This window comes from Arthrobacter sp. TS-15, assembly GCF_006964045.1.
Taxonomy (GTDB): Bacteria; Actinomycetota; Actinomycetes; order Actinomycetales; family Micrococcaceae; genus Arthrobacter.
Map to the genome: position 1 here is coordinate 67266 of NZ_SDXQ01000008.1, position 13455 is coordinate 80720.

Annotated in this window: 14 protein-coding genes and 1 pseudogene; 9 read left to right on the forward strand and 6 right to left on the reverse strand. The window is 61.3% G+C overall.

Annotation, left to right across the window (positions count from 1 at the left end):
* The first annotated feature begins 25 nt into the window (after positions 1-25).
* Both EU811_RS04095 and EU811_RS24695 read left to right on the forward strand, forming a co-directional pair.
* On the forward strand, positions 26-1045 hold the full coding sequence (locus EU811_RS04095) for a LacI family DNA-binding transcriptional regulator (protein ID WP_142937322.1): 1020 nt from the start codon (positions 26-28) through the stop codon (positions 1043-1045).
* A 24-nt stretch (positions 1046-1069) separates the two neighbouring features.
* A pseudogene (locus EU811_RS24695) lies at positions 1070-1861 on the forward strand (Gfo/Idh/MocA family protein); the annotation flags it as partial.
* A gap of 166 nt (positions 1862-2027) precedes the next feature.
* Here EU811_RS24695 and EU811_RS04105 read toward each other — a convergent pair.
* Complete coding sequence (locus tag EU811_RS04105) at positions 2028-2315, reverse strand: helix-turn-helix domain-containing protein (RefSeq protein WP_308196359.1); 288 nt, start codon at positions 2313-2315, stop codon at positions 2028-2030.
* Positions 2315-2806, reverse strand: coding sequence for a DUF2975 domain-containing protein (locus tag EU811_RS04110; protein WP_142937235.1), 492 nt, complete (start codon positions 2804-2806; stop codon positions 2315-2317). The genes EU811_RS04105 and EU811_RS04110 overlap by 1 nt, the downstream gene beginning before the upstream one ends.
* A gap of 189 nt (positions 2807-2995) precedes the next feature.
* Here EU811_RS04110 and EU811_RS04115 point away from each other — a divergent pair, with 189 nt between their 5' ends.
* The 5 genes from EU811_RS04115 to EU811_RS04130 all read left to right on the forward strand — a co-directional run bounded on the left by EU811_RS04115 (position 2996) and on the right by EU811_RS04130 (position 7985).
* Positions 2996-3562, forward strand: coding sequence for a type 1 glutamine amidotransferase domain-containing protein (locus tag EU811_RS04115; protein WP_142937236.1), 567 nt, complete (start codon positions 2996-2998; stop codon positions 3560-3562).
* A gap of 113 nt (positions 3563-3675) precedes the next feature.
* Complete coding sequence (locus EU811_RS23480; RefSeq protein WP_160147619.1) at positions 3676-3813, forward strand: hypothetical protein; 138 nt, start codon at positions 3676-3678, stop codon at positions 3811-3813.
* Between the two features lie 249 nt (positions 3814-4062).
* Positions 4063-5259 carry a hypothetical protein gene (locus tag EU811_RS04120; protein ID WP_142937237.1) on the forward strand — a complete coding sequence of 399 codons (1197 nt, stop codon included), beginning with the start codon at positions 4063-4065 and terminating at the stop codon, positions 5257-5259.
* 1813 nt (positions 5260-7072) lie between these two features.
* Positions 7073-7399 (forward strand): hypothetical protein, encoded by a 327-nt coding sequence (locus EU811_RS04125; protein ID WP_142937238.1) that lies wholly within the window; start codon positions 7073-7075, stop codon positions 7397-7399.
* A gap of 34 nt (positions 7400-7433) precedes the next feature.
* Positions 7434-7985 (forward strand): dihydrofolate reductase family protein, encoded by a 552-nt coding sequence (locus EU811_RS04130; protein ID WP_142937239.1) that lies wholly within the window; start codon positions 7434-7436, stop codon positions 7983-7985.
* Between the two features lie 47 nt (positions 7986-8032).
* Here EU811_RS04130 and EU811_RS04135 read toward each other — a convergent pair whose 3' ends face one another.
* Complete coding sequence (locus EU811_RS04135; protein ID WP_142937240.1) at positions 8033-8986, reverse strand: ArsR/SmtB family transcription factor; 954 nt, start codon at positions 8984-8986, stop codon at positions 8033-8035.
* Between the two features lie 56 nt (positions 8987-9042).
* On the opposite strand from EU811_RS04135, the gene EU811_RS04140 reads away from it, so the two are divergent.
* The gene (locus EU811_RS04140; RefSeq protein ID WP_142937241.1) at positions 9043-10302 is read left to right on the forward strand and encodes an MFS transporter; all 1260 of its coding nucleotides are present in this window, start codon (positions 9043-9045) and stop codon (positions 10300-10302) included.
* Between the two features lie 73 nt (positions 10303-10375).
* On the opposite strand, the gene EU811_RS04145 is transcribed toward EU811_RS04140, so the two are convergent.
* Both EU811_RS04145 and EU811_RS04150 read right to left on the reverse strand, forming a co-directional pair.
* Entirely contained in the window at positions 10376-10675 is a 300-nt protein-coding gene (locus EU811_RS04145; RefSeq protein ID WP_142937242.1) for a hypothetical protein, read from the reverse strand.
* 738 nt (positions 10676-11413) lie between these two features.
* Positions 11414-11857 carry a YdeI/OmpD-associated family protein gene (locus EU811_RS04150; RefSeq protein ID WP_142937243.1) on the reverse strand — a complete coding sequence of 148 codons (444 nt, stop codon included), beginning with the start codon at positions 11855-11857 and terminating at the stop codon, positions 11414-11416.
* 90 nt (positions 11858-11947) lie between these two features.
* On the opposite strand from EU811_RS04150, the gene EU811_RS04155 reads away from it, so the two are divergent.
* On the forward strand, positions 11948-12190 hold the full coding sequence (locus EU811_RS04155; protein ID WP_105691148.1) for a DUF2630 family protein: 243 nt from the start codon (positions 11948-11950) through the stop codon (positions 12188-12190).
* Here the strand turns inward: EU811_RS04155 and EU811_RS04160 are convergent, their stop codons facing one another.
* The gene (locus EU811_RS04160; RefSeq protein ID WP_142937244.1) at positions 12191-13333 is read right to left on the reverse strand and encodes a glycerate kinase; all 1143 of its coding nucleotides are present in this window, start codon (positions 13331-13333) and stop codon (positions 12191-12193) included.
* Positions 13334-13455: the final 122 nt, after the last annotated feature.

Below are 13455 nucleotides of genomic sequence, written 5' to 3' on the forward strand. Positions count from 1 at the left end.
TTTTTCTTACGTTCCGGAGATGACCATGACGCAGGACACCAGCGGCCCCCGGCCGGTACCCACCCTTGAAATGGTGGCTGCCTTGGCCGGGGTCTCGCGGGCCACCGTGTCCCGGGTGGTCAACGACAGCCCCAGTGTGGACCCGGAGTTGGCGCAGTCGGTAAGGAAAGCCATCCTCGCATTGGACTACACGCCAAACCGTGCTGCTCGTTCGCTCGCCAAGCGCCGGGCTAATGCGGTCACACTGATCGTTCCGGAGTCGACGTCCAAGGTCTTCGCAGACCCATTCTTCGCCTCGGTAGTGCAGGGCATCGCCTTGTATCTCACCGATACCGAGTACACGCTGAACATGGTGATCTCCTCCGAGTCGAAACCGGAGAAGACCCGCAGCTTCCTGCTTGGGGGCAACGTGGACGGGGTCCTGGTGGTGTCGCACCACAGTGGCGATAACTCCTGGACGCACCTCTCGGGGTCCTTGCCCATGGTGTTTGCGGGGCGGCCCTTGGTAGGTGGCAAGGAGAGCTACTACGTTGACGTGGCCAACGAGCAAGCGGCTTATGAGGTCACGCGTCTACTGACCGAGAGCGGCCGAAAAAACGTTGCAACCATTGCCGGTCCCCAAGACATGCCTCCCGGGCTGGACCGCCTTGCTGGGTGGAGGACGGCCGTACGGGAGGCAGGCCTGGGGGAAGGCTTGGTGGAGGAGGGCGACTTCACTTTGGCCTCGGGCGCCAAAGCCATGCATCGATTGTTGGACCGCGGCGTGCCTGTTGACGCCGTTTTTGCAGCGAACGACCAGATGGCTGCCGGCGCCTACACCGCCATTCAAGGGCGCGGTTTGCGCATCCCGGAGGACATCGCCGTAGTGGGTTTTGACGACGATTCCTTCGCTACCTCCGTAACCCCCGCTCTGACCACCGTGCATCACCCGATTGTTGAACTCGGCAAGAAAATGGCCGAAACCCTGGTGAACCTGATCGAGGGCAAACCGGCAGAACGCGTCAACAGAATGCCTACCTCGATCGTGATCCGCGATTCCGTATAGCTCTATGCCTTGAAAGGCTTTTCCATGCTTCCTGCTCCCGTCAGCACCGTAGCGCCCTCCAGGGCGACAGGCCATCCCATCCGATGGGGAGTAGTGGCCACAGGCTCTATTGCACAACGGGTGGTGGAAGACCTCGCGCTCCTGGAGGACTCTGTCCTTCAGGCTGTCAGTTCGCGCACGGAGGCGTCGGCGCGGAGCTTTGCTGAGAAGTTTGGCTTCGTCTCTGCGTATTCCGACGTCGGGGAGACGCCCGGTTACGAGCGGCTGCTGGCGGATCCCGCTGTCGACGTCGTGTATGTCGCCACGCCGCACGCGCAGCATCACGTCGTCGCATTGGCCGCGCTCAATGCGGGCAAGCACGTACTGTGCGAAAAGCCCCTGGCCATGGATGCCGTGCAGGCACGTGAGCTGGCTGACCTCGCCCGGGACAAGGGGCTTTTCCTCATGGAGGCAGTGTGGACCCGGTTCCTGCCGAGCTTCTGCCGCGCCATGGAAATCCTGCGTTCGGAAGAAATTGGAGAGCCGCGCTGGCTTCAGGCCGATCTTGGCTTTGTACCTGCCTACGATCCCGCTTCACGGATCTGGGATCCGGCTGCCGGGGGCGGAGCGTTGCTGGACCTTGCCGTCTATCCGTTGACGTGGGCCCTGGGAGTTTTCGGCGAGCCTCGCAGTTTGCTGGCCAACGGAGTTTTGACTCCTGAGGGAGTGGACCTGCAGAGCTCCGTCACATTGGATTACCAGGGCGGGGCACACGCTCAGTTCATCACCTCGATCGGCGCTGAGTGCCCCGGCGTGGTGACGGTGGGAGGAACGGAAGGTTGGCTGCGATCCTCGGCTCCCCTTTTCAAGCCGGCCGAGCTCGTTATCCAGCCTCGTAGTGGCACACTGCGGACGGAGGAATTTGAGGTGCTGGGGCACGGGTTCAGTTACGAGCTGCGCGAGGTGACGCGTTGCCTGCAGGCCGGGCTGACCAAGAGCCCGTTCATGACTCCTGAGGAGTCTGTTGGGACCATGGAACTGTTGGATGAGGCTCGTCGACAGATGGGTCTCCGGTATCCCAGCGATCTTCAGACTCCCACCGCAGCAGGTCCCCTGGCTGGCACTCCAGCACCTCACACAGCGCTTCGAGCGTAGTAAAACGCACCGCCTTCGCACGGCCGTTCTTTAGCACGGCCAAGTTGGCCGGGGTGATGCCTACCTTCTCGGCGAGCACTCCTACGGGCATTTTGCGCTTGGCGAGCATGACGTCAATGTCCACGATGATCGGCATCAGATCACCTCGTCCAGCTCGGACCGGAGATGCTCCGCTTCTGCGTCCCGGGCTACGGCTTGGGCGAGGAGGGTTCGCATCACCAGCACAACCAGGGCCACTCCCCCGATCAACAACGCCGCCCCACAGATCAGCAGCACGACGCCAGGGGCAATCTCACCTGGCGCCAGGATCACTGCGATGCCAAACATCAGTACCGACGCGATTGCGATGGCTCCAAAAATGACGTCCACAAATCGGAAGGCCCTGTGGGAGAACACCGTCCCGCGGCGCACCATGGTCAGCAAACGCCACACGCAGACCGCCACCACCTGGACGCACAGAATACCCAGGACCACGATGGCGAGCAGCGCAATGCGGGGACCATCCGGTGCGCCGGCCTCAACAAGGTCCGTTGAGAGCAGCGGGACCATCCGTACTTGCACGAACAATGAACCCGCCAGCACTAACGCGATGACTACCCGCAACGCGAGGATTGTCAGCTTTCCCATGAGTCTCCTTTATCGACCAGCAACCTGATTCTATCGATATTCGATACTTAAGCAACTCTTCGAGAGTATTGTGGATAGTCAGCTTGCTTACTAAAGTTTCATTACTTAGGCTGGAACAGGTCAGACAAACAACTCTCACAGCGGCGGTCCACGCCCAAAAAGCACCCCGCTGCGCAACGAGGAGGAACAATGTCAGAACACAACATCGCAGGCAAGAAGGTCGCATTCCTGTTGACGGACGGCGTGGAGCAGGTGGAACTCACCAGCCCATGGCAGGCCGTCAAGGACGCGGGCGGCGAGCCAACGCTCGTGGCCCCATCCAAGGGAAAGCTCCAAGGCTTCAATGGCGTGGAGAAGGGTGACACCTTCGACGTCGATCTTGCCGTGGCCGACGCAAACGCCTCCGATTTCGACGCGCTGGTTCTCCCGGGCGGCGTCGTCAACGCGGATAACCTCCGAGTGGACAAGGACGCCCAAAACTTCACGCGCGCGTTCTTCGAACAGCACAAGCCGGTTGCATCGATCTGCCACGGCCCGTGGATTTTCATCGACGCCGGCGTCATCAAGGGCCGCAACGTCACCTCGTTCCACACGCTCCAGTCGGACCTGAAGAATGCAGGCGCCAACTGGACTGATGAGGAAGTGGTGTGCGACCAAGGCCTAGTCACCAGCCGCAACCCGGACGACCTGCCGGCCTTCAACAACAAGCTCGTGGAGGAAATCTCCGAGGGCCAGCACGCAGGCCAGACCGCTTAGCGGTCACTGACCCACCTACGGCAAGTGCCGCCGTCGTACTTTTACAAGAAGTACGACGGCGGCACTTGGCGTTTCGTGACTTGAAGGCTTGGTAGCGAGACTAGCCACGCACGGTGACGGAGAACTTCCACACGACTTTCCCGGTGTCGGTCATGGTGAAGCACTGGCTTGCGCGGGTCCAGGAGGAGTTCATGGTGAAGCGCTTCGTGTTGCACGAGGACTGTGAGCTGAAGTCTGTCGGGTACAGGTAGGATGACGAGCCAAATTAAGGACTTCATCGAATACGCCAAGTACACAGACGCGGACAAGCCGACAGGCAAGCTAATCATCTACAAACGGGGAGACGCGATCATACCGCTCGATCCAAAAAACCCGGTTACTCTAAAGATCTCAACGACGCCATCGTCGCTGGAGATGTCGAATTCAGGGACCTTCCCTACTCCCTAGACGGGACGACTGGACCTGGTATAGAGCGATCCTGCCCAAGGGAGAAAGAATAGATGTCTTACGACTTGACTGTTTACTGTCCCGGCTCGCCTACCCTTGACCAAGTGTTGCTGCTGGTAGGCAATACCCGGGGGCTACATGCCGATCCGAGCGTTTCGAAGGACGACGGCGTGGTCATCCTGCGCGGTATGAAGCGGGGGTACAGCTTCACCGTGGACGGAAAGTTCTCCGTCGAGGCCGAAGACCTCCCGGAGGAGATCACCGCGGTCCTACCTGAGGCCACGACAATGTTCCGGGTCCTGGTCGAAGGAACCCAGGAGGCTGAGATCCCGCACGGTGTCCGTTTCGCCCGAAAACTGGCCAAAGCCTGCCATGGCGTGGTCCTCGACGAGCAAACCGCGGAAATCTGGCCCCAACCCCGGACAGTAAAAGCACCAGCAAGAACGGAGCCGAAGCCGGAGCGACGAGACGTTTGGATCAAATGGCTGATCCTCGAAGAGGATCTCCCGACAGACTTCCTGCAGGGCTATCTCCGGATCGCCAGGGAGGTACTTCCCGAAGGTGTCCCGGTGCGTTTTGGCAAGTACGAACCCCTTCAGTTCCGGTTCGATTCCAGCGGTGAAGAAGGTTTCATCGATGAGTTTTACAACGACGATTCCAATGGCTGGGACATCTACTACAAGAACCCGCCACCGGTCAGGTACGGAAACATTGAGGCCCCGCAGCTCTCCGCAGGTAACCCGTTCACCCGAATTACCCTGGTCGTGGACGGTCATGCTCTCGCCGATAGTGCGCTCAGGAGCGCACTTCGCCGGTTCTTCCTTGCCGTGGCGACCGAGCTCGGCGCGGTTTATGCTTCGGCCGAAGTTGAACGCTACCAAGACATGGGCCGCGTGCCCATCTTCAACATGCGCCCTCCACAGTGGGTGGGTTTCCAGCCCTACCCGCTCTGGTGGGTTTGGGCCGGACCCCGGCTCGCACTCGACATTGGTCGTTTTCTCGGTCCAAGCGCCGAAGAACACAACGGGGGGCTGTTCCGCGCCTTCAGCGACGAACCACTGGACCGCGACGCCCTCACGGACGTTGTCGGTCCCGAAAACCTACCGTGGATCCCTGCCGAATACTCCGCAACCTACACAGACGGCCAAATGGCACCCCTCGCCGTCGCGTCCGTGATCCCCGAAATACTCCGCAACCGCGAACCCCTCGACCTTCCCCCAGGCATCTACAACCCACCGAGGAAACCCTAAATACGGCTGCCGGCCACCACCATCCGCCCAGCGCTGCTTGCGAGCGGCGGTTCGTGCAACTGTGCGTGGGTATCCCACTTCCTTGGAACTGGGACACCATTTCATTCAGGTTCCAAGTCGGCATGGTTGCCGGGGGCACCGTTCCCTGCTAGGTTTCCCTAATCGTTGGGCGAAACAATGGGTAATCGGCGTCGTCGCGTTCTAGGCACTTTAATTCTCTGTGTCGGAATGCTATATATTCCTGCTTGCGCGCAACCAGTTGAACCAGCTTGTGAAGCGCCTACGCCGACCCCTTCCGCTTACTCTCAGTCAGCTGTCGACGTGCCCGCTCTATCGACTGCTTCGCCGAGCCCTTCACCTCCTGACACGTGCAGGGACCACACAATAGTAATTAGATAGAAACCACTTCCAGCCGGACACGAGCCGGGTCAGTTCGATAACTGCCCCAGCTCTGCCTGGCAGAGGTTCGCAACGGTGCCGAGATCACTAACGGAGGACTAAACATTGTTCCCAGATAGCTCTACTCCCTTAGATCCCATCCTCTCGGCCGAAGATTGTTTTCTCGTGATGTCCGACTTTGTATGGGCGTACGCACGTCGTGGGGCTGGCGACGACCTGATATCTCTGCTGGGAGACACTGGCTTGAGGAGCGACGGACGCCCGTTCGACTCCGCCGCTTGGGAGGACTGGGTGGAAAGTATCGAATGGATCAAATCCGGACGCTTCCCTCGAACCCGCGAATCATCGTCACCAGCAGAGTCCCCTCAAAGAGCGGGAGCGCTGACGTTGACATCGCGGGAGGGCTTCCTGGCCACGACAGACTTCTTGTGGGAATACGCAAATCGTGCAGGTGATCACTTGCTTGCGCTGCTCGATGACATCGCCCTAGCGGATGACGGACAGCCAGCAGATCGTAAAATTCGACGGGACTGGCTTGCCAGCGTCGAGTGGATCAGGGCAGGCAACCCAACAAGAAACCGGTTCTAGACAGAGCACAAACTGTGCCTATCTAACTCAGAGATAGCTTGGACGTGGGCAGATGCCAAGATAACAGTGTCACCTAGGACGTGGCCATGCAGATTTTGACGGAGTACGCCTCAGCTCCAGTTGGTCCGTACGGGTCGAGGGTGGAGCTGTTTGCGTGGATCCGTCGGGGTGCCCGGTCCATAGTTGAAACGCAAAATAACATTCAGTGGAGGACCAGGAGACAAACTTTTAGGTCGGCAGTCCCTCGGACCGGAAACCGCATCAGAATGTTGCTTGGGCGGTGGAGCCGTTCTATATAGCGGCTGACGAGATGCGTATTTCTGACTCGGACGGCTGTCCCACTTCCTTGGAACTGGGACAGTGCTGGCGGGACACTCCCCCTTTGTTGATGTTTGTCGCTTGGCGGCATTCCTGCTGTCGCATGATGTGGCGCAGGCACCCATAGGGGACACTCTCTTGCGGGCGAGTCGTGTCGACGGCGTTGGGCACCCGAGCAGACGCCTTCGAAACTGACGAAATCCCCATTCAGGTGTCCACGTAACATTTTCGTCCCGTATGTTGTCCCAAAACACCAGCCGCAAGCAGCCGTAACAAAGACGACTTTCGGGACAGTTGCCTTTGGGCTCAGAAGCCCGCTTCCAGGTGTCGGTAGACGGTGGCTTGGCTGCCGCGAGGATCTTTCAATTTTCGGCGACTTGAGCCCGTGGCCCTTCAATTCATGCGCCTTCCTAAGTAGCACCGGCGCTGGCGGCAGTCCCGCCGTCGTAATGTTGCGCAGGTCACACTCGGCGCATACGCTGGGGGACGCTGCAGCGTGGCAGCAAAGATGAAAGGCAGTACATTGGCCAGCGACAAGCTCTCCGTAGTTGTTCGCGTCGACGTTGACGGCGAACAGATCCAGATCGCAGCGACCGGTCGAGTGACCACCTCCAGCCTCCAAGGGCTCTACCCGGTGGTTCAGCGCACCAAGGGTTTGGGTGGAGGACTCGGCGTTGAGATGGACCTTTCCCAAGCGACCATTGACCCGGACGCACTGGATCAGCTGCAGGGCTACGCAGCACTCCATGCCGTTCCGCTTCGCTTCGCGGCAGACTTCAGCAACGTGACTGCACTTCCCTCCTGGGGCCTCCAGACCGCCAGCCGCGCCGCCTAAAACAAAGCACCCTTCGTCCCAACAGGAGATCCACATGCGCAAAGTCACCGCTGGCCTTTTCCACTCAGTGGACGGCGTAGTTCAGGACCCCTTCAAGTTCCAGTTCGACAGCTTCGACGACGAACTCGGTACGGGACTCACCAAGATGATCAACACCGTGGACACCGTGGTGTTGGGCCGTGTCAGCTACCAGGAATGGGCCGGATATTGGCCGAACGCGCAGCAAGACGACGACTTTGCAGCCTTCATCAACCCGATCGAGAAGTTCGTTGCATCCCGAACCCTCACCGAGCCCCTTGAATGGGAGAACTCGCACCTGATCGAGGGTGATGTTGTGCAGTTCGTCACCGAGCTGAAGTCGCGGGACGGCGGCGAAATCGCGGTCTGCGGCAGCATTTCCCTGGTCCGCCAGCTGCTATTTGCAGGCATCCTGGACGAACTCACCCTGATGACGCACCCGGTGGTGGCCGGCAGCGGGCGACGACTTTTTGAAGACGGCGATCCCCTGCACCGGCTCGTGCTGGAGAACCAGTACGCCACCAGCAAGGGCAACGTGGTCAGCACGTACAGTCTGCGCAAAGACTGAAAGCACGACGGCGCCACCCGCCTGCCGCCGTCGGGCCGCCTCAGCGGTCACCCCAGCAGCAACGACGCGCCAAGTTCGCTCCTGAAGTAGAGCACGCTGCGGCCGTAACGGGTTGAGGTCACCAGTCCGGCGTCCCGGAGCACCCTAAGATGCTGATTTACGGCAGACGTTGTGACGCCAAAGCGTAGGCCCAGCTCGGTGGACGAGGCCGGGGCAGCAAGGGCCGTGATCAGACTGGTCCGAACCTCACCCAACACGGCCACTATGGCGGCCGGATTCGTGACCCGCTCCGCCTCCCACATGGCACCTTGGCCCCGAGCCGGGTACATCAGCAGCGGTGGATCGCCATGGTTCACGGGAGCAGAAGCCCTGCGGGTGAACATGGTGGGAACCAAGGTCAACCCCAGGCCGTCCGTTTTCTCGGTCCTCGACGCCGGGTTCTTCAACCGCACGGAAATCACGCGGCCATCGAATTCCACAGCGTAGGACAAGTCGTTCAGCATAGTAAACAACCCACCCTGCGCAATCTGCCGGCCGCGGTAGACGATGTCCGCTTCCAGGATGGTGCGCATGCGCAGCCAGTGCGGCGCGAAGCAGTCGTCCCAAAACTCCCGGAGGATTCGGACCATTCGCCGGATAGCTGGAGCAACAGGGCCGGAAAAGATGGACGGAACTGCGCCGTGCACCCGGATCAGGTCCCCATGAAATTGGGTGGCCGAAATCTGCTCCAATGCCGCAAATTCGTCGTCGATCCGCGTAAGTGGGGACTCGGGCCGCGGGTTCAGGAAGTCCGGTGTCCACAATCGGTCATCCACCAAGGCCAGCAATCCATCCAAGTCCAAGCGTGAGCGGGCCTCTTCTGTCCTGCGCAGCCAAGGCAGCTGAAGTGGATAATGGCTCGGGTCGCGGATAGCCCTCAGGGAAAGTCCCAGCTCACATAGAGGCGAGATGCCAAAGCGCACGCCGCCCAGATCTGCGTCTGACAACTCGTACTTCAACATGAAGCACTACGCTACATCAATTCCAGCCACTACCAGGGGGTGGCAGAACTACAGGTGTGACTAATTCCCCCGCAGACACCGCATCGGCTCAACAGCACGGCCTCCGCGTCGCACTCTCAGATCCCACCCTCAAGATCCTTGCTTCTGCCATCCTCGTAGCCACAGTGGGCCGCGGTATCTTCCTCACGTTGACAGTGCTGTACTTCAGCCGCTTCGTGGGATTGAGCGCCGTAGAAATCGCGATGATTCTCACTGCGTCCAGCGGGGTCGGCGTTGCCACGTCGTATATCGGCGGTCGACTCGCAGACCATTTTTCAGCCCGTCGACTCCTGGTGGGCATGGTCGCCATCGAAGGTCTCGCGATCGCAAGCTATACATTCGCCGGGAACTTCAGCACCGCCGTCGTGATTGCCTGCATCGCAGTGGGAGTAAACCGGGGCGCGAATGCCACGCGTTCCGCGATCATCGCCCGGGCGTTCGACGGCCCAAACCGCGTGAATGCGCGCGCAGTCCTCCGCACCATCACCAACCTCGGCATTGCTGTTGGAGGCATGATTGCCGGACTCGCACTGTTGGCCGGAACCGCCGACGCATTTCGGGGAATGATGGTGTGCGCCGGCGTGGTCTACATCCTGAGCGCGCTGTACTTGCGCCGCCTCCCCAAGCGTGTAGACGCTCCGCGCCGCGATCCCGCCACCCCTGCACCGAAGCGCGGAATCTCCCCCTTCAGGGACCGTCGCTACGTACTGCTGACCGTGCTGTCCGGTATTTTCGGCATGCAATTCGGGCTCGCCGAGATGGGCGTTCCTTTGTGGATTTCACAGGAGACCAGCGCCCCAGAGGTCCTGATATCGGTCATCCTTGTCATCAACACCTTGTGTGTCGTCCTGCTGCAAGTGCCGCTCTCCCGGGGCACCGACCACCCTCGCCGTGCAGGAAAGATCGTGCTGACTGGTGGGGTCCTCATGGCTCTGGCCTGCGTGCTCTACGCCTCGGCGGGCGGGGCACCGGTCATCGCCGCCATCGCCCTGCTGTGCGGCGCTGCCCTCCTGCATGCGTTCGCGGAAATCCTCTCGCAAGCGGGAGCCTGGGGACTCAGCTTCGAGCTCGCCAATCCACTCCAAGCCGGCGCTTACCAAGGGATGTTCGGTATGGGATCGGCGCTGGGCGCCATGCTCGCACCGCTGGTGGTGACCGCCACCGTCGTCGAACATGGTGCGCTGGGCTGGGCCATCCTGGGTGCCGTCTTCCTTGCGGCGGCGGCAGGAACATGGCTGATAGCCCGGAAGGCATCAACGACGGCGGAAGTCGCCTAAGCAGCCAGGCGCAGATGGCTGTCTCCCGCAGGGAATGATCCCTGAAGAAACAGCCATTTGCCTGGGCCAACCGTCAGTGGCTACCCGTCACCTCCTGCCAGGGAAGCCTGTGGCCGTTGCAGAGGAGACTGGGAGATTCTCCACGGGCGGCCAGCTCAGCTTTAAGCCCCTGCCTGACCGCTTGACCGTAGGACTGCACCCTTCCACCCTCAGGGTAGGCAGCATCGGGATCATCGTTCAGGCCGGAATATGAGCAGATTGAATTGGAGTTCTCAGGGCCCTTTTCCACTTGGCCGGCGGCGAATGCCGGAGTGGCGGACAACGCGGTCAGGGCACCGACACAGAGTGCGGCGGAAAGAATTTTGATGCGCATTGCTATACCTCGCTTCGTTTGACGTGGCGTGCGCTCCCCAGCCAGCCCGACGCAGGTTGGATTAAGATAGCGCAGCTCCGAACCGAAGTTAAGACCCGCACTGTAGTTATCTCAGGCAGGAAGATCCGGAGCTATTCAAGGAGAAACCGCTGCAGAAAGCTCCGCAGCCGCGACGCTCTAGGCTGCCTACTCCATGGGTCCGGAACGGAGGCTCCGTCCACGGCCGAGCAATCCGGGCAAGGCCCATCAGGGAACTCACCCATTTGTTTCCAGATCCGCCCTTCCAGGCAGTGGTGGTTCCGGCATTCCTCGTGCTCCATGGATCATCCCCCAACGCAACAACTCTGGCGTTTAGTCTGTGGCGACCTGGGATGATTTATGGCGCGGAAGTGGGGCAGGAAGCACAGCGCATATCAGCGGGAGCTCTTGTAACGCATCTGATGGATCGCCGGACGGGGGCCGCTCGCGTAGGGGCGTGTGGCCGGCCCGGGGGGTCTAAGTCAGAACCGGCCACACTGTCCGCTTGAGCGAGCGGACGTACACACGGCCGGCCAGCCAACAGATGGGGCCCTGCTCGTGCGCCGTGACCGGCCGACAAAAGGGTCTCGTCTTCTCGTCAGCCGTGGCTGCGGTTCCGCATTCCAGATGCGCCCTGCAGCCTGTCACTACTTAGTAGTGAAGCCACTAGGCGGAACATGACATGGTTCAGCGCGCTTTTTGTTTGCCGAGCCAAAAGGGCTATTTCTTCCCGGCCTTAAGATCCGCGATCATCTTGGCAATCCGTCGTGCGCGGGTCTCCGCGGTCTTGGCATCCCCAATCGGTTCCACGTAACGCCGCTGCGCGCTGTAGTTGAGCGTTCCGTAGAAGGCCTTCGCCTCCGGCTCGGCGTCCAGAGCAGCTGTAAGATCATCCGGCACCTCCACAACGCGCGGCTGGGTGTCCACCTCCAGGCCCACCTCGACGGTGTCCCCTGCCGCGGCGCCGATCAGCTCCCGGTTGGCCGAGCTAACGCCCACCATGTACTTCCCGCCCATCACCGCGATGCTGCTGCGGTAGCTCTGACCGTTGATGGTCACCACCACCGGCGGCCGTTTGCCTGCGCCGAGCCCCTCAACGATCTGTTCGGGAACTTCAATGCCCGCCTTGTTGCCTTCGCCCACAATGGTGGTTGTGAATTTCATGTCCCAAGTATGCCGCCGGTCAGTGGTGGACGCACCCCATCAGCAGGACTAGGTTCAACGTACGCCCCACGTTAACCAAGGAGAGAGAACATGGACGAGCAGGACCTTTTGGAACGAATTCAGTCTCTTGTGGAGGAAGAGCACCGCCTCCGCGACGCTGCCGGGTCAGACGACGACGGCGGCGACAGCACGGCGCGCCTGGCTCACCTGGAAGCCCAGCTCGATCAGTGCTGGGATTTGCTCCGCCAGCGCAGGGCGAAGCGGGATGCCGGGGAGAACCCGGACAGCGCTGAACCGCGCCCCATCAGCGAAGTTGAGGGCTACCGGCAGTAACTACGCTCCTTCAAGCACCTGACTGGTGGCCCACGCGAGGTATTTGGCGGCGTTAGCAACGGCGTCGGCGACGTCCGGGACGCCATCCTTGCGCTGCGCAACGTCCAGCAACTGGGCCGCGGCAACAATGCCGTGTTTTGCCAGGTCTTCCGGCGTGACTGTGATGCGTCCAGCCACCGCGATCACCGGGATGCCATGCACGCTCGCGGCGTCAGCCAGCGCGATGGGTGCCTTGCCGGTGAGCGACTGCTCGTCCATGGAACCTTCACCGGTGATCACCAGATCGGCCTCGCCCAAGTGCTTCGCCAGGCCGGTCAGCCCGGCCACCAGCGCAAACCCGCCTTCCAGCGCGGAGTCACTGAAAGCCAGGAACGACGCCGGGAACCCGCCCGCTGCCCCAGCTCCCGGAACGTTGACATCGCGGCCCGTGGCCTCCCGAAGGAGCGACGCCCAATTGCGGAGACCGGCGTCGAGTTTTTCCACGGCGTCCTCATCCGCACCCTTCTGGGGGCCGAAAACGTGCGCGGCACCTTCCGGCCCGTACAGCGGGTTTTGAACGTCGACGGCGATCCTGAACTTCACGGCGGACAGCCGGGGATCCAGCTCGGAGACATCCAAGGCAACGACGTCGGCAAGGGAACCTCCGCCGAGGGGCACTACATTGCCGGCCGCATCAAGGGGTTTGAGTCCCAAGGCACGCAAGGCGCCGCTACCGGCGTCGGACATCGCTGAGCCGCCCAAGCCGAGCACGATCTCGGTAGCGCCGGCGTCGAGGGCCGCCGCTACGAGTTGGCCGCAGCCGTAGCTATGGGCGCGCAGCGAATTCTCAGGTGTCGGCTCCATGTGGGCCAGACCGGACGCCATGGCTGTCTCAATGACTGCGCTTGCCCCACCGAAAGCATCCTTGCGGATGGCCCACGAGGCTCCGACAGGCTTGAGGATAGGGCCCACAACCGCGTTGTTCCGTTCCTCGTAGCCCGCAGCGATCGCGGCGTCGAGGGTACCTTCGCCGCCGTCGGCAACGGGAAACTGAGTGGTCACGGCATCCGGGTAAACGCGCAGGGCACCTTCGGCCATGGCTGACGCGGCTTCGGCGGCGGTCAGTGATCCCTTGAACTTGTCCGGGGCGATGAGGATACGCATGGGTCCTATCTTGCCAGCTTGCCCCGGAAAGCGCTTGCCCGCAGCGTAACGTTGGCTCTCAAAGGCTGAACGTAGGGGTGGATCCGGCCGGGGCTTCGGGCGTCGCACCCGTTGCCGCCAAA